Origin of the sequence: Pseudomonas sp. COR18, from assembly GCF_048568395.1 — a bacterium.
GTDB lineage: Bacteria > Pseudomonadota > Gammaproteobacteria > Pseudomonadales > Pseudomonadaceae > Aquipseudomonas > Aquipseudomonas fuscovaginae_B.
The window spans coordinates 4275750-4293657 of sequence record NZ_CP183808.1; the positions used below are offsets into that span (position 1 = coordinate 4275750).

17 protein-coding genes are annotated in these 17908 nt (G+C 64.8%); 9 read left to right on the forward strand and 8 right to left on the reverse strand.

The window, feature by feature from the left end; genetic code table 11:
* Window positions 1-133: 133 nt before the first annotated feature.
* The 7 genes from ACM62G_RS19765 to ACM62G_RS19795 all read right to left on the reverse strand — a co-directional run bounded on the left by ACM62G_RS19765 (window position 134) and on the right by ACM62G_RS19795 (window position 8743).
* Window positions 134-1003: a pirin family protein gene (locus ACM62G_RS19765; RefSeq protein ID WP_273825108.1), complete on the reverse strand. Its 870-nt coding sequence runs from the start codon at window positions 1001-1003 to the stop codon at window positions 134-136.
* A 59-nt stretch (window positions 1004-1062) separates the two neighbouring features.
* Window positions 1063-1479 carry an OsmC family protein gene (locus tag ACM62G_RS19770; RefSeq protein ID WP_054057160.1) on the reverse strand — a complete coding sequence of 139 codons (417 nt, stop codon included), beginning with the start codon at window positions 1477-1479 and terminating at the stop codon, window positions 1063-1065.
* Window positions 1480-1801: 322 nt separating this feature from the next.
* Window positions 1802-3022 (reverse strand): beta-ketoacyl-ACP synthase I, encoded by a 1221-nt coding sequence (gene fabB, locus ACM62G_RS19775; protein WP_054057159.1) that lies wholly within the window; start codon window positions 3020-3022, stop codon window positions 1802-1804.
* 11 nt (window positions 3023-3033) lie between these two features.
* On the reverse strand, window positions 3034-3549 hold the full coding sequence (gene fabA / locus ACM62G_RS19780; RefSeq protein WP_017902714.1) for a 3-hydroxyacyl-[acyl-carrier-protein] dehydratase FabA: 516 nt from the start codon (window positions 3547-3549) through the stop codon (window positions 3034-3036).
* A 237-nt stretch (window positions 3550-3786) separates the two neighbouring features.
* Window positions 3787-5682, reverse strand: a complete 1896-nt coding sequence (locus ACM62G_RS19785; protein ID WP_419735376.1) for an ATP-binding protein — start codon at window positions 5680-5682, stop codon at window positions 3787-3789.
* Window positions 5679-6599 (reverse strand): ABC transporter substrate-binding protein, encoded by a 921-nt coding sequence (locus tag ACM62G_RS19790; protein ID WP_273825205.1) that lies wholly within the window; start codon window positions 6597-6599, stop codon window positions 5679-5681. The genes ACM62G_RS19785 and ACM62G_RS19790 overlap by 4 nt, the downstream gene beginning before the upstream one ends.
* A gap of 17 nt (window positions 6600-6616) precedes the next feature.
* Window positions 6617-8743 carry a TonB-dependent receptor plug domain-containing protein gene (locus tag ACM62G_RS19795; RefSeq protein WP_192842696.1) on the reverse strand — a complete coding sequence of 709 codons (2127 nt, stop codon included), beginning with the start codon at window positions 8741-8743 and terminating at the stop codon, window positions 6617-6619.
* A gap of 201 nt (window positions 8744-8944) precedes the next feature.
* Between ACM62G_RS19795 and ACM62G_RS19800 the strand changes: the two genes are divergently transcribed.
* From ACM62G_RS19800 to sixA, 3 genes are read left to right on the forward strand one after another with little or no spacing between them, the layout of a single operon-like run.
* Window positions 8945-9970 (forward strand): NAD(P)H-dependent glycerol-3-phosphate dehydrogenase, encoded by a 1026-nt coding sequence (locus tag ACM62G_RS19800; protein ID WP_273825111.1) that lies wholly within the window; start codon window positions 8945-8947, stop codon window positions 9968-9970.
* Window positions 9971-9992: 22 nt separating this feature from the next.
* Window positions 9993-10328 carry a DUF4389 domain-containing protein gene (locus ACM62G_RS19805; protein WP_054058177.1) on the forward strand — a complete coding sequence of 112 codons (336 nt, stop codon included), beginning with the start codon at window positions 9993-9995 and terminating at the stop codon, window positions 10326-10328.
* A complete protein-coding gene (sixA, locus tag ACM62G_RS19810) occupies window positions 10325-10774 on the forward strand; it encodes a phosphohistidine phosphatase SixA (RefSeq protein ID WP_054063065.1) in 450 nt (149 codons plus the stop codon). The genes ACM62G_RS19805 and sixA overlap by 4 nt, the downstream gene beginning before the upstream one ends.
* 6 nt (window positions 10775-10780) lie before the next feature.
* On the opposite strand, the gene ACM62G_RS19815 is transcribed toward sixA, so the two are convergent.
* On the reverse strand, window positions 10781-11449 hold the full coding sequence (locus ACM62G_RS19815) for a pentapeptide repeat-containing protein (RefSeq protein ID WP_054058179.1): 669 nt from the start codon (window positions 11447-11449) through the stop codon (window positions 10781-10783).
* A gap of 357 nt (window positions 11450-11806) precedes the next feature.
* On the opposite strand from ACM62G_RS19815, the gene ACM62G_RS19820 reads away from it, so the two are divergent.
* From ACM62G_RS19820 to ACM62G_RS19845, 6 genes are all read left to right on the forward strand, one after another.
* Window positions 11807-13462, forward strand: a complete 1656-nt coding sequence (locus tag ACM62G_RS19820; RefSeq protein WP_419735377.1) for an AMP-binding protein — start codon at window positions 11807-11809, stop codon at window positions 13460-13462.
* 25 nt (window positions 13463-13487) lie between these two features.
* Complete coding sequence (locus ACM62G_RS19825; protein ID WP_054058181.1) at window positions 13488-13931, forward strand: hotdog fold thioesterase; 444 nt, start codon at window positions 13488-13490, stop codon at window positions 13929-13931.
* A gap of 111 nt (window positions 13932-14042) precedes the next feature.
* The gene (locus ACM62G_RS19830; protein ID WP_054058182.1) at window positions 14043-14852 is read left to right on the forward strand and encodes an alpha/beta fold hydrolase; all 810 of its coding nucleotides are present in this window, start codon (window positions 14043-14045) and stop codon (window positions 14850-14852) included.
* Window positions 14849-15703 carry an alpha/beta hydrolase gene (locus ACM62G_RS19835; RefSeq protein WP_273825118.1) on the forward strand — a complete coding sequence of 285 codons (855 nt, stop codon included), beginning with the start codon at window positions 14849-14851 and terminating at the stop codon, window positions 15701-15703. Before ACM62G_RS19830 ends, ACM62G_RS19835 begins: the two co-directional genes overlap by 4 nt.
* A 129-nt stretch (window positions 15704-15832) precedes the next feature.
* The gene (locus ACM62G_RS19840; RefSeq protein ID WP_273825120.1) at window positions 15833-16651 is read left to right on the forward strand and encodes a DUF4892 domain-containing protein; all 819 of its coding nucleotides are present in this window, start codon (window positions 15833-15835) and stop codon (window positions 16649-16651) included.
* 71 nt (window positions 16652-16722) lie between these two features.
* Window positions 16723-17775, forward strand: coding sequence for an AI-2E family transporter (locus tag ACM62G_RS19845; RefSeq protein WP_054058185.1), 1053 nt, complete (start codon window positions 16723-16725; stop codon window positions 17773-17775).
* Window positions 17776-17908: the final 133 nt, after the last annotated feature.

Consider the following 17908-nt stretch of genomic DNA (forward strand, 5'->3'; position numbering starts at 1 on the left):
GAGCCGTCCCTGTGGCGCCGGATTTATCCGCGATAGACCCCTCAAGGTCGCTGAACGCTTCGCGGATGAATCCTGCCCCCACAGGCTTTCCGGTTGGCGCGGTCTTGAGAGCACTGCCGGAGCGCCAGAGGCTCTAAGGCCGTACGGGTAACTCGATACGCCCATTTTCCCCCGGCACCCGCGGCCAGTCCCCGGCGGCCCAGCGCGCACGGGCCTGGTCGATCAGTACCGGATCGCTGGCCACGAAGTTCCAGTTCATTCTTCTCGGCCCGTCCAGCGGTGCGCCACCGATCAGAACCAGGTGCACCTCGCCTTCGGCCGCCAGCGTCGGGCTTTCGCCGCGGGACAGAACCACCAGGCTGAGCGGCTCCAGGCGTTCGCCATCCAGCTCCACATCGCCCTTCAGCACATACAGCGCCCGTTCCTCATGCTCATCGGGTACCCGCAGGGTGGTCGCCGGCTCCATCAGCACCTCGGCATAGACCGTTGGCGACAGCACCGGTACCGGTGACGTCAGGCAGAAGCCAGTGCCGGCAATCAGGCGGATCCTGACCCCCAGGTTCTCGCTGGTCGGCAGGCTGGCGGCGGGGTGATGGCTGTAGTGGCCAGCTCCCTGTTCATGCTCCCTGGGCGAAGCCAGCCAGACCTGCAGGCCATGCAGCACGGAGCCACTGGCGGTCAGCTCGGCCGGGGTACGCTCGACATGGGCAATGGCGCTGCCGGCAGTCATCCAGCTCACTTCGCCGGGGCCGACCCGCTGGTCGGAACCCAGGCTGTCCTTGTGCTGCAACTGGCCTTCGAACAGATAGGTCAGGGTCGACAGACCGATATGCGGGTGCTGCCGGATATCCATGCCGCTGCCCGGTGGGTAGCGGGTCTCCAGCATGTGATCGAAAAACACGAAGGGGCCGACACTGCGGCACTGAGCCGAGGGCAGGGGGCGCAGGATCGGTTGACCTTCGACATCCTCGGCACGGGGACGAATCACCAACGGTGTACTCATGGGGGTTCCAGGCTGGGCGGGTAATGCGCAAAGCATAACCCGCTTTTGCGGTGTTGCCCCTACTGGCTGAAGGCCCCTTCGGCCAGCAGGGTCTCGATGCTGACGTCGGTGCTGGTCATCAGTTTGTGAATCGGGCAGCGGTCGGCGACCTTGTGCAACTCCTCGCGCTGGGCGTCGCTCAACACGCCCTTGAGGGTCAGCTTGACCTGCAGGCCATACTTGCCTTTCTGCTCCTGGCTGCTGTCACGCTTGACCTCGACGGTGACGCCGGTCAGCGGGATGCCTTTCTTCTGTGCATACAGCTTGAGCGTCAGTGCCTTGCAGGTACCCAGTGCCGTGTCGAAGTAGTCGTGGGGTTCCGGTGCGGAGCCTTCGCCGCCCACGCTTTTGGGCACATCGGTGAACAACTGGTGATCATCGATCTGCACACTATGGCGAAAACCTTCGCTGGATTCGGTGTTGATGGTGATGGTCATGATGAACCTCCTGGAGACAGTGGTGGGAAAACCCTTCTAACCTTAATAGAGCACGGCGTTGTGACGGTGTTCAGCTTATTTCGTGGCCGGAACCATCCTGGCACAGGCATCGGGCTTCTCAGGGGGTTGATATCACTCTTTCGTCCAAGGCAAAACTGCTGATTGCCACCAGGGTTGAACGTCAGGCGGGCTGCATGGCGTGATCAGGGGCTGAAGACATGGATCACAGGGGTTGTGCCGGGCATCCGTGAGGAGGCTGCAACTGGCAAAAAAAACGCCCCGAACCAGTCGGGGCGTTTTTCAGATCGCGATCAGGCCGGGCTTACTTGCCCTGCCAGCGTTTCAGGACCAGGGTGGCGTTGGTGCCGCCGAAGCCGAAGCTGTTGCTCATCACGTTGTTCAGCTTGACGTCTTCGCGAGTCTTGGTCAGTACCGGCAGGTCGGCGACTTCCGGATCCAGCTCTTCGATGTTGGCGGAACCGGCAATGAAGTTGCCTTCCATCATCAGCAGGCAGTAGATCGCCTCGTGTACGCCGGCAGCGCCCAGGGAGTGGCCGGACAGGCTCTTGGTCGAGCTGATCAGCGGTGCCTTGTCGCCGAAGACTTCACGCACGCCCTTCATTTCCGCGACGTCGCCGACCGGAGTCGAGGTGCCGTGGGTGTTCAGGTAGTCGATCGGGCCGTCAACGGTGGACATCGCCATCTGCATGCAGCGCACAGCGCCTTCGCCGCTTGGCGCAACCATGTCGTAGCCGTCGGAGGTCGCGCCGTAGCCGACGATTTCGGCGTAGATCTTCGCGCCGCGGGCCAGGGCGTGTTCCAGTTCCTCGACCACCACCATGCCGCCACCGCCGGCGATGACGAAACCGTCACGCTTGGCATCGTAGGCACGGGAAGCTTTCTCCGGCGTGTCGTTGTACTGGGTGGACAGGGCGCCCATGGCGTCGAACAGGAACGACTGGCTCCAGTGCTCTTCTTCACCGCCACCGGCGAAGACGATGTCCTGCTTGCCCATCTGGATCTGCTCCATGGCGGTACCGATGCAGTGGGCACTGGTGGCGCAGGCGGAGGAGATCGAGTAGTTCAGGCCCTTGATCTTGAAGGGCGTGGCCAGGCACGCGGAAACGGTGCTGCCCATGGTGCGGGTCACGCGGTACGGACCGACACGCTTGACGCCTTTTTCACGCAGGGTATCCAGCGCTTCCATCTGGTTCAGGGTCGACGCGCCGCCGGAACCGGCGATCAGACCGGTACGCGGGTTGGAGACCTGCTCTTCGCTCAGGCCGGAGTCGGCGATCGCGTCCTTCATGGCCAGGTAGGCGTAGGCCGCCGCGTGGCCGACGAAGCGATAGATCTTGCGGTCGATCAGTTCTTCGAGGTTGAGGTCGATGGAGCCGGAAACCTGGCTACGCAGACCCATTTCGGCATATTCCGGGTTGTAGCGGATGCCAGGGCGGCTTGCACGCAGGTTAGCGGAGACGGTCTCTTTGTCATTGCCCAGGCAAGAAACGATGCCCAGACCAGTGATAACGACGCGGCGCATGCGGATAACCCTTAGAAATTGTCAGTGGAGGTGAACACGCCGACCCGTAGGCCTTCGGCAGTGTAGATTTCGCGTCCGTCGACACTGACCGAACCGTCGGCGATGGCCATGTTCAGCTTGCCTTTGAGGACGCGCTTGATATGAATGTTGTAGGTGATCTTCTTGGCGGTCGGCAGTACCTGGCCGAAGAATTTCACTTCGCCCGAACCTAGGGCGCGGCCACGGCCTGGCAGGCCCTGCCAGCCGAGGAAGAAACCGACCAGTTGCCACATGGCGTCGAGGCCCAGGCAGCCCGGCATCACCGGATCGCCTTCGAAGTGGCAGGCGAAGAACCACAGGTCCGGAGTGATATCCAGCTCGGCGACCAATTCACCCTTGCCGTACTTGCCACCCTCTTCGCCGATATGGGTGATGCGATCCACCATCAGCATGTTCGGGGCGGGCAGTTGCGCGTTACCTGGGCCGAACAGCTCACCGCGACTGCAGCGCAGCAGTTCTTCCCGGGTAAAGGCGTTTTGTTTGGTCATGCGAGCTCCTCAATAGTTCCATGCGGCAGGGTGGGGTGTAGCTTCCCGGCCGATCGAAGCCCTCATGCCTCGAATCGACAGCCTACTCATAGACTATTGCGTTGTAGTGAAAGTCACAGCACAAGGGACATGAATGTACACTTGTGCACTGAAATTTTAAATCAAGCCGCTCTCACGGCTCGTTCGGGTGCCTAAGACTGCCGCACTTTCGCCTTTCACGCCAGTCGCACGTCGTATTCAGGGCACCCAGCGCTGCAGAATCTGCTGCAGATCGGTGCGTTTGAAGGGCTTGGCCAGATAATCGTTCATCCCCGCCTGCAGGCACTGTTCGCGGTCGCCCTGCAGGGCATTCGCGGTCAGGGCGATGATCGGCAATCGGGCGGCGTCGTGGAGCTGGCGGATCTGCCGGGTGGCCTCGTAGCCGTCGACGAGCGGTAGCCGGCAGTCCATCAGAATGGCGGCGAAACTGCCGTTCCTGACCTTCTCGACCGCCTCGACACCGTCATGGGCCAGGCTGACCTCGAAGCCCAGGCTGCGCAACATGGCTTCGATCACCGTCTGGTTTACCGGGTTGTCCTCGACCAGCATCACCTTGCGTCCTTCGCCGTGCCCGGCCAGCAACTGTGGCAGGTTTTCCGGTTCGGCCACGCGGTGCAGGGCCAGCGGGATTTCCAGGGTGAACACCGAGCCCTGGCCCTCTTCGCTGCGCGCGTGGAGGGTGCCGCCCATGCGTTCGGCCAGGGTCCGGGCGATCGGCAGGCCCAGGCCGGTGCCGCCATAGCGCCGGGAAATCGAGCTGTCGGCCTGCTGGAATGCGTTGAACATCAGTTCCAGGCGTTCGGCGGAAATGCCGATGCCGCTGTCGCGTACCGTGCAACTGAACCAGATCACCTCGTCATCCAGGCTCTGCCAGGCCGGTTCGATGCTGACGCTGCCGTGCTCGGTGAATTTCAGCGCGTTGCCCACTAGGTTGACCAGGATCTGCCGGATCCGTGTCGGGTCGCCCTTGACCTGCAGCCGCTCCAGGCCCGGCGGGAACTGCAGGTTCAACTGCAGGCCGCGTTGCACGGCGCTGTGCTGGAAGGCCTGGACGCAACTGCTGATCAGTTCGCCGAGGCCGAACGGGATGTGTTCCAGCTCCAGTGCCGAACGCTCGATCCGCGAGAAGTCGAGAATGTCGTTGATGACCTTGAGCAGGTGCTCGGTGGATTCCGAAGCCAGCGCCGCATATTCGGCCTGTTCCTCGCTCATGTCCGTGGTTTCGAGCAGTTGCAGCATGCCCAGCACGCCGTTCATCGGTGTGCGCAGTTCATGGCTCATCATCGCCAGGAAGTCGGACTTGGCGTTGTTCGCCCGTTCCGCTTCCTCGCGGGTCTGGATCAACTGGGCAATGGCCTGGTGCTGTTCGCGGCTGGCCTGTTCGAGGCCGCTGGCGAGGTTGTTGATATGGCGTGCCAGATCACCCAGTTCGGTGTCATCCGGCACTGGCAGCGGGGTCTTGTAGTCGCCCTGCTGGATGGCCTTGACCGCATGGCCCATGGCGCTGATCGGTTGCGACAGATTGGCCGCCAGGCGGCGGGCCAGCAGGAAGGTGAAGAGCAGGGCGAACAGCGCGAGGATCCCCGCCTTGAGCAGGATTTCCTGCTGGCGCTGGTTGAAGGCGCCGTTGGACATGCCGACGATCACGCGGCCGAGATAGTCCTCGCCGGTCACGGTCGGATTGGCGTAGGTACCCTGCAGGAAATCGCTGTCGAGCTTGATCCGCTGCAGGCGCACCGGTGCCTGGAAAATCTCGACCTGCTGGGAGCGGCTATGGCTCTCGGCCGGTTGCTCGACATACACCAGGATGTTGTTGCTGCGGTCCTGCACTTCGAGGAAACGCACGTGCGGGGTGGTCAGGCTGGCCTTCATCAGGGTTTCGAGAACGTCATTGTTACCGGATATGACGCCGTACTCGGTCGCCGGGGCCAACTGGTTGGCGATCAGCTGACCGGTGTGGTTGAGTTCCTGGCGCAGGTCCTGAATCCGTACGAAGGTAAAGAAACTGATCAGCAGCAGGGTCAGCAACAGCGCCGGGCCGAGGCTGATCATCTGGGTACGGGCGTTGATACCCCAGTGCCGGCGAAGATTCATGGGTGGGGTTCTCCTTCGGCCAGCCGGGTGGCGACGGACGCTTCGTCGATCACCTCGAGGCTCAGCGAGCGGGCAACCTGTGGATTGCTCAGTACCTTGAACCGTGGTGGATAGAGTGCGCGCGGCCAACTGGAGGGCGGCTTGTCGAGCAGGCTGTCGAGGATCGCCAGCCAATCGTTCTGGTCGCTGTAGCTGCTGGCCAGGCTGCCGGCCCTGACGAAGCCGGCGTTCGGCCCGATCAGCGCCAGTTGCCGGGCATAGCTGCTCAGCAGCAGGTTTTTCGCGGTCTTGGGGTTGTACAGCGTCGGATCGTCGATCCCCAGCAGCACATCGCTGTTGCGCAACAGGTTCTGCAGCGGGCGGCTGTCGGCGGTGTTGTCCCAGCGCTCGGCGACGATCTCCAGGTCCAGTGGCCGGGCAGCCTGGCGCAGTTCGCCGAGCAGGAACTCGCTGTCCGCGTCGTACAGCACGCCGACCCGGCGCGCCTGTGGCAGCACGGCGCGGATCAGGTGCAGTTGCCGCCAGGGCGGCGGGTCGCTCCAGAGCAGGCTGAGCTGGCTCGGCTGTTGCTCGCCCAGGCGCTGGCGCGCTTGCAGGCGGCTGATGCGCAGCACCAGGGTCGGTGGGCCCTGGTGGTCGGCCAGGCGCCAGTCGAGGCTGGGCGGGTCGAGCAGGATCAGCCGCGTGCCGGCTGGCAGCTTGCTCGGGGGCGGCAGTTGGCCGAAAGGCACGAAGCGCACCTGGTCCTCGGGGCGCTGCTGCGCCAGGGCGCTGGCGAAACCCTGCACGCCGGGACTATCCTCGACGCCGGTGAGCAGCACATCGGCAGCCCGCGCCTGGGGCAGGGGGTGGCAAACCAGCAGGGCCAGCAGGCACGCGGCCAGCTTTGGCAGCCAACTCGTGCAGCCCCGTGTCATCCTTGACTCGCTCATGCTCAGAATTCCAGCTCGGCGCTGAAGTAGAGAACCTGGCGCTGGTCATAGTTGTTGTCGGGCCAGGTGAGGGGCTGGTTGTCCAGACGCTGCTGCATCACCCCGGCCAGTTCCAGGCTGGCCCTGTGCAAGGGAATGCGCTTGGCGACACGCAGGTCGACCCGCTCGAAACGATACCGGTTGATCGCATCGTCGCCATAGTAGAACAGCGAGCTTGACCAGCCCTTGCCCCAGTCGCGCATCCAGCCGGCCGAGCCGCTGTTGCGTGCGGTAAACTGGGCATCGGCAGGATTGCTGGCCTGCACATCGACATAGGCGTAGGTCAGGCGCAGCCGGTCGGCGCTGCCCAGGCGCCAGTCGAGCTGGGTTTCGCTGCCGGTGAAGCGTGCGTTGTTGGCATTGCTGGCGATGAACTGGTTGTTGCGCAGGGGCGTACTGACCATCGAGGTGATTTCGTCGTAGAACAGCTTCACGTCGAGATTCAGCCCGATATCCGCGAAGAAACCGTTGTAGCCCAGCTCCCGCGAGCGCATCAGCTCCTTGTCGAGGTTGCCCGGGCCGCGGGTCCTGACGAAATACTGGCCGCTGTTCTGACCGTAGGTCGGTGAGTCCAGGTTGGTCACCCGGTAGCTCCAGTTGACGTTGTTCTCGAACATGTCCGGCGAGCGGATGGCTTCCGAATACACCGCGCGCAGGCCATGGCGCGGGTTGATCAGGTAGTTGACGGCGAAGCGCGGGGTCAGCGAGTCGCCGGTCAGTTGCGTGTATTCGTACATGGCGCCGCCCTGGAGCAGCCAGTGTTCGCTGGCCCGCCACTCGAGCTGGCCGAACAGGCGCCAGGTGTTGTCGTCGAGGGTGCCGTTGAAATAGGTTTCGGAATCTGCCCGGTCATAACGATAGTTCATGCCGCTGACCAGGCGCAGGCTGTCCGACAGGCTCAGGGTGTCCTGCAATTCGAGGTCGTAGCGGGTCTCACGGGTGCTCTGGTCGATATCGCCGCAGACCGACTGATTGGCGCCCTGGTTGAACCACTGGTCCAGTACCTGGTTGGCCAGGGCCTGTTCACTGGCGCTGCCGGGCGGTGGGCTGCCGACCGAGTAGCTGGTCATGTGGCGCGCCAGGTTTTCCGCGTAGTTGGGGTTGAGCTGCCACAACTGGGTCAATTGCGGGCTGAACGACACCTTGGCATCACAGGCGCGCCAGATCTGCTGGCGGTCCCAGTGCTGGGCCGAACCCTGTACGTACAGGCTGTGCTGCGGGCTGAGGTCGAGGTTCCAGCGCAGGGAACCGGCGTAGTCCTTGGCCACCACGTCGGAGTTGTTGCCGGCCTCCTGGATATCGGGAAACACCGCCTTGTAGGTGTAGGGCCGCTGGTTGGTGCCTTCCTTCGCATTCAACTGCCAGTCGATGCTCTGGCTGTCGTTGAGCATCTGGCTGACCGACAGGTTGAAGCGGTTCAGGCGTCGGCTGTCGCGGTAGTCGGCACCGATGCGATCGCTGTCGAAACCGTCGTCCTGCTGGCCGGACATCGACAGGCGCAGGTCACCGGTGTCCCAGCCCACGCCTTGGCTGGCATACCAGTCATTGATGCCGCGCCCGCCACGGGTGACCTTGAGCCGCGAACCGTGGGTACTGCCGGGCGACTTGGTCAGGATGTTGACCACCGCCATCAGCGCATTGGCGCCATAGCTGACGGTGTTCGGCCCCCTGAAGACCTCGATGCGCTCGATATCCTCCATGGCCACCGGAATGTCGCTCCAGTCCACGGTCGCCAGGCCTGCGCGATACACCGAGCGGCCGTCGATCAGGACCTGCATGCGCCGGGCATTGCTGGCATCGGTGCCGTGGTAGTTGATCGCCGCCTGGTTGCCGTTGGTGTAGCCGACCATCATGCCCGGCACCAGGCGCAGCAGTTCGGCGATATCGCGGGCACCGCTGGCCTTGATCAGTTCGTTGTCGATCACCGTCATGCTGCCGGGGACCGACGCCGGGGATTGTTTCAGCCGCGTGGCGGTCAAAACCTCGGGCAGCGGCTGGTTTTCCAGGAACAGGTCGTCGGCCAGCACGGGAGTGCTGAACAGCAGCGCCAGAAGGACGGAGGAACGGTGAAAGGGTGGGCCTGAAGACACGGATCAACCTTGATCGCAGGTAATAGCCGCCCATGTTAACCGAGCTGGACGGGTTTGCCATGGCACAGAGCCTGCATTCCGTCTGCGAAAGCGGAAAAATCCTCGCGTCAGAGCGTCGCGTGCCGAATGCGCTTTGGGACTGGCTGCCGCCCGGTGGCTCCGTATAATGCGGCCATCGCCATTGGTAAAAACGGATTGCATATGACTGAACAGCACCCTATCGCGGTCCTGGGGGGAGGGAGCTTCGGAACCGCCGTGGCCAATCTGCTGGCCGAGAACGGTCACCGGGTGCGCCAATGGATGCGCGACCCGGAACAGGCCGAGGCCATTCGTGTCAATCGCGAGAATCCGCGCTACCTCAAGGGCATCAGGATCCACCCGGCGGTCGAACCGGTGACCGACCTGGCAGCGACGCTCGACGCTTGCGAGCTGTTCTTCGTCGCATTGCCATCCAGTGCGCTGCGCAGCGTGCTGGCCGAGCAGGCCGAGCGTCTGCGCGACAAGCTGCTGGTCAGCCTGACCAAGGGCATCGAGCCGCAGACCTTCAAGCTGATGAGCGAAATTCTTGCGGATATTGCCCCGCAGGCGCGGATCGGTGTGTTGTCCGGGCCGAACCTGGCCCGTGAAGTGGCCGAGCATGCCCTGACCGCCACCGTGGTCGCCAGTGAGGACGAAGCACTCTGCAGCCGGGTCCAGGCGGCCCTGCACGGCAGCACCTTCCGTGTCTACGCCAGTGCCGACCGCTTTGGTGTCGAGCTGGGCGGTGCGCTGAAGAACGTCTACGCGATCATCGCCGGCATGGCGGTGGCGCTGGGCATGGGCGAGAACACCAAGAGCATGCTGATCACCCGGGCCCTGGCGGAGATGACCCGGTTCGCCGTGAGTCAGGGGGCCAACCCGATGACCTTCCTCGGCCTGGCCGGCGTCGGCGACCTGATCGTGACCTGTTCCTCGCCCAAAAGTCGCAACTACCAGGTCGGTTTCGCCCTCGGCCAGGGCCTGAGCCTGGAGGAGGCGGTCAACCGCCTGGGCGAGGTGGCCGAAGGGGTCAACACCCTCAAGGTGCTCAAGGCCAAGGCCCAAGAACTGAACGTCTACATGCCGCTGGTGGCCGGCCTGCATGCCATCCTGTTCGAGGGCCGCACGCTTGAGCAGGTGATCGCCCTGCTGATGCGCGGCGAGCCGAAGACCGACGTCGATTTCATTTCCACCAGCGGTTTCAACTGAGTCCACGCAACAGGAGCAAGACATGAACGAAGCCAAATATGAATCCATCGTGCTGCGGGTGCTGTGGATGCTGGTGTTCCTGCTGGTCTGGCAGGTCGCGCAGTTCCTCCTCGGCGCGGTGGTGCTGATCCAGCTGGCCTATCGGCTGTTCTACGGCGCGCCGAGTGGCAACCTGATGAACTTCGGCGACAGCCTCAGCCAGTTCCTCGCCCAGATCGGCCGTTTCGGCACCTTTCACAGTGACCAGAAACCCTGGCCGTTCGCCGATTGGCCGGCCCCACGCGCGCCGGAAGGCGAGGCCCCGCACAGCGTGCCGCCCGCAGCGCATCCGGTGCGTGACGAGGAACCCAGGCTGTGAAGCTCTGGGTGCTGCGCCATGGGCAGGCCGAGCCCCAGGTGAGCAGTGACGCCGAGCGCAACCTGACTGTCCACGGGCGCCAGGAGGTGTTGCGCAGTGCCGCGCACCTGATCGGCCAGCCGCTGGCGGCGATCTACGCCAGCCCCTATGTGCGCGCCCAGCAGACCGCGCAACTGGTGCGCGACGTGCTGGGTTTCGAGCCGCCGATCATCACCGTGCCCTGGCTGACCCCCGACAATCATCCGGCCCGCGTGCTGGAGCAGCTCGATACGGCGGACAACCTGTTGCTGGTCAGTCACCAGCCCCTGGTCGGCAGCCTGATCAGCCTGCTCGAGGCCGGCCACCTGCGCAGCCCGCAACCGATGAATACCGCCAGCCTGGCGGAACTGGAAGGGGACTGGCCGCTGGCCGGGGCCATGACGCTCAACGGCGTTCGTCACGTCTGAACGCCTTCACGGGGTCAACACGGCCCCGTTCAGCTCGCTGCGGGTCTGTCTCAGAGTCACCGCGTTGACCTTCGCGCCCTTGAAGCTGCACTGCTCGAAATAGCCCGAGAGCATGGCGTGGCGCAGGTCGCAATGTTCGAAGTTGTTGCCCTTGAACCCGCTCGACAGCATGGCGCCCTTGAGGTTGGCCGCCATGAAGTTCGCCTCGTGGTACTGGCCGAAGAAGCGCACGCCGGCCAGGTCGCCGCCACTCAGGTCGGCACCGGTCATGTTGACGTTGGTCACCTGCAGGGTGCGCAATACCTGGCAGATCGCATGCTTGTTCCATTCCTTGAACGGCTGGCGAATGTCGATATCGTCGAGCAGCCGTCCCGTGGCGCTGCCGTCGAGGTTGGCCGCGATGTTCAGGGCGCAGTTCTTCAGGGCCTTGGTCAGCGGCGGAGACAGCGTGGTCGACACCCGCAGGTCGAACAGCTTCTTCTGCACGTGCAGCGAAACCCGGCCGCCACCCTCCAGCGGGACACCGTCCCAACTGCTCAGGATGTTGGGAAAGCGCAGGCTGCTGGCCACCATCAGCTCGAGCAAGCCGCCAAGGGGATAGGCGCGCAGGGTCGGGCTGGCGCCTAGAAAGGCCCGCGCCGAGTCCAGCGAATCCTTGAGCCCCAACAGGGTCATGTCCCTTTCGATCCTTGACGGCTCCGACGCCGGGGATGGTCCGGGCCAGGGCTGCCGGTAGCGCTCCGTCCCGGTCGCGGGCGGGGGCTGGCCTGCCGGCGTGCGGCGGCCGCGCAAGGGAATGAAGCTTCGCAAGAGATTGCCTATCGTCGACATGAACGCCTCGTAAAGGGCTGGGAAACCGGGAATTCGACCCGAGCCCGAGCCACCCGGCTATCAGATTCCACCCCCGTTTCGCATCGTCCGGCCCCTGGCATGAAGGGCTGGGGTTGCAGCGGCGACTCGCCCGTGAAATAGTCTGCCAAGCAAGTGCTTGGTTGGTTTTCTCCGGAATAAAAACAAAAGGGAGGGAGTCTCATGTCTGCCGCTTTTCGTTTGCCGCTGGAAGTCTTCTACGAGCGCGAAGCTCGCCATCCCCGGCAGCCATACCTGGTCCAGCCGGTCGGTGGTGGCGAGGTCCAGACGCTGAGCTGGTCCGAGGTCGGCCACCAGGCCCGCTGTGCGGCCCACTGGCTGCGGTCCCGGGAACTGCCACCCGGCAGTCATGTGGCGATCATTTCGAAGAACTGTGCCCACTGGATCATTGCCGACCTGGCGATCTGGATGGCCGGGCATGTCTCGGTACCGCTGTACCCCAACCTGACCGCGGACTCCGTCGCCCAGGTGCTCGAACACGCCGAGGTCGCGCTGGCGTTCATCGGCAAACTCGACGACTGGCCAGGCATGTCGGCCGGGGTCAGGCCCGGCCTGCCGATCATCAGCCTGCCGCTGTGTCCGCCGGGGGCGTTCGACTTCCGCTGGAGCGACCTGCAGGCCTGCCCGCCGATCCAGGACGATCCGCGACCCGCCGCGCAACGACTGGCGACGGTGATCTACACCTCCGGTACCACCGGTCAGCCCAAGGGCGTGATGCACAGCTTCGCGACGCTGTCATTTGCTGCCAACAACGCCGTCGGCCTGTTCGGCCTGGGGGAGGGCGACCGGGTGCTGTCCTACCTGCCACTGTGCCATGTGGCCGAGCGGATGTTCGTCGAGCTGGCGTCGATCTTCACCGGGCAGACGATATTTTTCGCCGAAACCCTGGAAACCTTCCTGGTCGACCTGCGACGTGCGCGGCCTACGGCGATGTTTGGCGTGCCGCGGATCTGGAGCAAGTTCCAGATGGGCGTCTACGAAAAGGTCGCCCCGGCGCGCCTGGATTTCCTGTTGCGCCTGCCGCTGCTCGGGCGGCGGATCGGGCACAAGGTGCTGGCCGGGCTGGGGCTCGATGCCCTGCGCATTGCGCTGTCCGGTGCGGCACCGGTACCCCGTGAGCTGTTGCACTGGTATCGGCGCCTGGGGCTTGAGGTGCTCGAAGTCTATGGCATGACCGAGAACAGCGGTTACTCGCATATCTGCCGGGTGGGCCGGCATCTGCCGGGATGGATCGGCGAGGCGTGCCCGGGCGTCGAGGTGCGTATCGACGAGCAGGGCGAGGTGCTGGTACGCAGCGGGGCGACCATGCTCGGCTACTACAAGGAACCGCAGAAAACCGCCGAGGCCCTCACCGCCGACGGTTTTCTGCGTACCGGTGACAAGGGCGAGCAGGATGCCGGTGGCAACCTGCGCCTGACCGGACGGCTCAAGGAGATCTTCAAGACCAGCAAGGGCAAATATGTCGCGCCGGCGCCGATCGAGAACCGCCTGGCGGCCAATGCCTGGCTCGAGCAGGTCTGCGTGGTCGGCGATGGCCTGCCGGCGCCGCTGGGGCTCTGCGTGCTCTCGGCCAGCGCCGCCCAGGCGTCGCGTGCGAACCTGCAGGCGGGGCTCGCGGCCCTGCTGGAGGAGGTCAACCAGACCCTCGACAAGCATCAGCGCTTGCGCGCGCTGGTGGTGGTGAAAGATAGTTGGGCGGTTGAAAACGGTTTTCTCACGCCCACGCTGAAGATCCGGCGGCCGGTGATCGAGCAACGCTACGGCCCGCGTTTCCAGGTCTGGAGCGAGCACGGGCAACCGGTACTGTGGCAGGAATGACAAACAAGAACAGAGGGATTGCAAGATGGCCTTGTGGCGCACCGTTCCAGATATCGACCAACTCAACGCCTCGGCGAAGAACACCATCAGCGAAGTGCTGGACATTCGCTTCGAGTCCTTCGACGACCAGTCGCTGACCGCCAGCATGGTGGTCGACCACCGCACTCACCAGCCGTTCGGCCTGCTGCATGGCGGTGCCTCGGTGGTGTTGGCCGAGACCGTCGGTTCGATGGCCAGCTACCTGTGCGTCGATACCAGCCAGTACTACTGCGTGGGCCTGGAAATCAACGCCAACCACCTGCGTGGCGTGCGCAGCGGGCGCGTGACGGCGGTGGCGAAAGCGATCCACATCGGCCGCAGTACCCACGTCTGGGACATTCGCCTGAGCAGCGACGACGGCAAGACCAACTGCGTCTCGCGCCTGACCATGGCCGTTGTGCCTTTGGGCCAGACCCCGCCGAGCCGCTGAGCGGCGCCATAGGCTTGACCGGACTGTCATCATTCCTGGCAGTTACGGTCATTGCTGGCGGCGGGCGTCCTGTCGACAATGAACGCCTGTTTTTCATGAAATGGTTCCGGTATGTCGCAGCACGTGTTCTTCGCCCACGCCAACGGTTTTCCCTCGGGCACCTACGGCAAGCTGTTCGCCGCCCTGGCGCCGGAGTATGAGGTTGCCCATCTGCAACAGCATGCCCACGACCCGCGTTTCCCGGTGGACGACAACTGGCGCAACCTGGTCGACGAACTGATCCACCACCTCGAACGGCAGCCCGGCCCGGTCTGGGGCGTCGGTCACTCCCTCGGTGGCGTGCTGCACTTGCATGCGGCGCTGCGGCGGCCGCAACTGTACAAGGGGCTGGTGATGCTCGACTCGCCGGTGCTGACCCGCACCGACCAGTGGGTGATCCGCGCGGCCAAGCGTTTCGGCTTCATCGACCGGCTGACCCCGGCCGGGCGCACCCTGGGCCGGCGCGAGGAGTTCAGCGACCTGGAAACGGCTCGCCAGTACTTCGCCGGCAAGACCCTGTTTCGCGGGTTCGACCCGGACTGTTTCGACGCCTACCTGCAACATGGCCTGCGTGCCGAGAACGGTCGCCTGCGGTTGAGCTTCGATCCGGACACCGAAATCCGCATCTATCGCGGCGTGCCCCACACCAGCCCGGGCCTGGCCCGGCATCTGCAGGTGCCGTTGGCGGTGGTCCGCGGCCGTTCGAGTCGCGTGGTGATGCGCCATCACACCCGCACCGTGGGGCGCCTGCCCCAGGGCGAATCCCTGAGCATGCCGGGAGGCCACATGTTTCCGCTGGAACGCCCGCAAGACACCGCGCAACTGCTCAAGGACATCTTCGCCCGCTGGCAGCGGCGTGCCGGCGAAGGTCGGCAGCCATGAGCACGGCGGTCGAGGAAGTGCGCCTGAGCCTGCCGCATATCGAGTTGGCGGCCCATCTGTTCGGCCCTGAAGACGGGCTGCCGGTGATAGCCCTGCACGGCTGGCTGGACAACGCCAACAGCTTCGCCCGCCTGGCGCCGAAGCTGAAGGGGCTGCGCATCGTCGCTCTCGACATGGCCGGTCACGGGCACTCCGGGCATCGCCCGATCGGTGCCGGTTATGCGCTCTGGGACTATGTGCATGACGTGTTGCAGGTGGCCGAGCAACTGGGTTGGCAGCGTTTCGCCCTGCTCGGGCATTCCCTCGGCGCGATTGTCTCGGTGGTGCTGGCCGGCGCCTTGCCGGAGCGGGTTTCGCACCTGGCGCTGATCGACGGTGTGATCCCGCCGACCGCCAATGGCGAAAGCGCGGCCGAGCGCCTGGGCATGGCCCTGCAGGCACAGTTGCGGCTGCAGGACAAGCGCAAGTCGGTGCACCCGAGCCTGGACCAGGCCGTCGAGGCACGGATGAAGGGGCTGGTGGCGGTCAGTCGCGAGGCTGCCGAGCTGCTGGCCCAGCGTGGCCTGATGCCGGTTCCGGGAGGCTACACCTGGCGCAGCGACAACCGTCTGACCCTGCCCTCGCCCCTGCGCCTGACCGAGGAGCAGGCCATGGCCTTCGTGCGCCGGGTGGCGTGCCCGGCGCAACTGGTGGTGGCCGCGGACGGCATGCTGGCCCAGCACCGCAGCCTGCTGGAGCAGCTACCCTTCAAGCAACAGGTGCTGCCCGGCGGTCATCACTTGCACCTGAACGACGAGGCCGGGGCGGCCCTTGTTGCAGACTGTTTCAATCGCTTCTTCGCCATGCCTTGACTTGCGCCCGGCAACTGTCGAGGCTTGGCGGGTTGAAAGGGAGACAACCATGCCAGACCTCGCTAACGCCGCGACTTCGTGTCGTCCCGTCCCGGCATCCGTGCCCCATGTTCAGGCGCTGCCGATCCGATGAAGTTATCCACAACCCTGGCCGGGGCGCTCGGCCTGGCCTGTTTCAGTGGCGTGCTGCTGGCCGCCGACGTACCCGGCAGTCATGACCTGCCGCTGGTGCCGCGCCTGGCCGACGCGCAGATCGTCGACTACCGGGCCCCGACGGAGCTGGAGCGCATTTATCCACAGGGCTCGATCCGCAAGATCAGCAACCGGTTGCGCAGCGAGGGCCAGGTCAATGCCCGCGGGCAGATGACCTCGGTGACCTACGAGCTGCCGCCGGAACACTCGGCCAACGAGGCCTTTACCGCGGCGCGCGAGGCCTTGCAGAAGGAGGGCGCGCAGTTGCTGTTCTGGTGCCAGGCCCGCGATTGCGGCGAGAACAGCCTGTGGGCCAACGAGGTCTTCGGCAACCCGCTGCTGTCCGGGGCCGATGATCAGCAAGCCTATCTGCTGTTGCGCCTGGCGGCGCCCCAGGATGATTCGCTGATGGTCCTGTACAGCATCACCCGCGGCAATCGGCGGGCCTACCTGCATGTCGAGCAGTTTGCCGCGAACGCGCCGCTGGGCGAGTTGCTGCCGACCTCGGCGACCCTGGCGCGCGAGTTGCGCGACACCGGCAAGCTCGACCTGCCGAAGTTGCCCGCTGAGCCGCAGGCCACCTGGATCACCCTGATATCACGGGGCCTTAACCTCGACACCACCTCCCGCATCAGCCTCTCGGGCAGCTCCGCCGAAGCCTGGCGCCAGGCGCTGGTGGCCGCTGGCGTCAGGGCGTCGCGGCTGGAACTGGGCGACAGCAGGACCGCCGGCCTGCACCTGGAGCTGTTGCGATAGTCGCGGCAGGGGCGAACGCACGCTTGTGGGTTCGCCTAAGCTTTCCTTTCTGACCTCTTTGTGGAATCCCCATGCTCAATAATGATCGGCTGTTGGTGCAGATACTGCTCCTGGTGCTGTTTGGGGCCAGCCTGTGGGTGATGGCGCCGTTCTGGTCGGCGCTGTTCTGGGGCGCGGTGCTGGCCTTTGCCAGTTGGCCGCTGATGCTGTTGCTGACGCGCCTGCTGGGTGGGCGTGAGTCATTGGCCGCCGGCCTGCTGACCCTCGGTTGGACGGTGCTGGTGGCCGCGCCGCTGGTGTGGCTGGGGCTCAACCTGGCGGACCATGTGCGTGATGCGGTGAGCTTCGTCAAGGACGTGCAGGTCGATGGTCTGCCCGAGGCGCCGGCCTGGCTGGCGGGAGTGCCGATCGTCGGCGAGCGCCTGGTGGGCTTCTGGAACACCGTCGACCAGCAAGGAGCGGCCCTGATGGTGGCGGTCAAGCCCTACCTGGGGCAGGTCGGCAACTGGCTGCTGGCGCGCAGCGCGCAGATCGGTGGCGGGATTCTCGAACTGACCCTGAGCATCCTCTTCGTGTTCTTTTTCTATCGGGATGGCCCGCGGCTGGCGGCGTTCGTGCTCAGCCTGCTGGAACGGCTGATCGGCGAGCGGGCCGGCTACTACCAGGAACTGGTGGCCGGCACCGTGCAGCGGGTGGTCAACGGGGTGATCGGCACGGCGGCCGCCCAGGCCGTGCTGGCGCTGATCGGTTTCCTGATCGCCGGAGTGCCCGGCGCGCTGGTGCTGGGGCTGGCCACCTTCCTGCTCAGCCTGATTCCCATGGGGCCGCCACTGATATGGATTCCGGCCACGGGCTGGCTGGTATGGAAGGGCGAGTACGGCATGGCGGTGTTCCTGGGCATCTGGGGCACGTTCATCGTCAGTGGCGTGGACAACGTGCTCAAGCCGTACCTGATCAGCCGTGGCGGCAACCTGCCGTTGGTGGTGGTGTTGCTGGGCGTCTTCGGCGGGTTGATCAGCTTCGGTTTCATCGGCCTGTTCATCGGACCGACCCTGCTGGCGGTGGCCTACAGCCTGTTGCTGGACTGGAGTGCGAGCCAGGGGCGGCGCGAAGAGAAGACCTGACATTCATGGCTGGGGGCTTCCGGGGTGGCCCGAGCCTCACGGGCCTATTCGCGGGCAAGCCTCGCTCCTGCAGAGCTTGTGTCGCACACCTGTCCTGTGCACGACTAAAACTCTGTAGGAGCGAGGCTTGCCC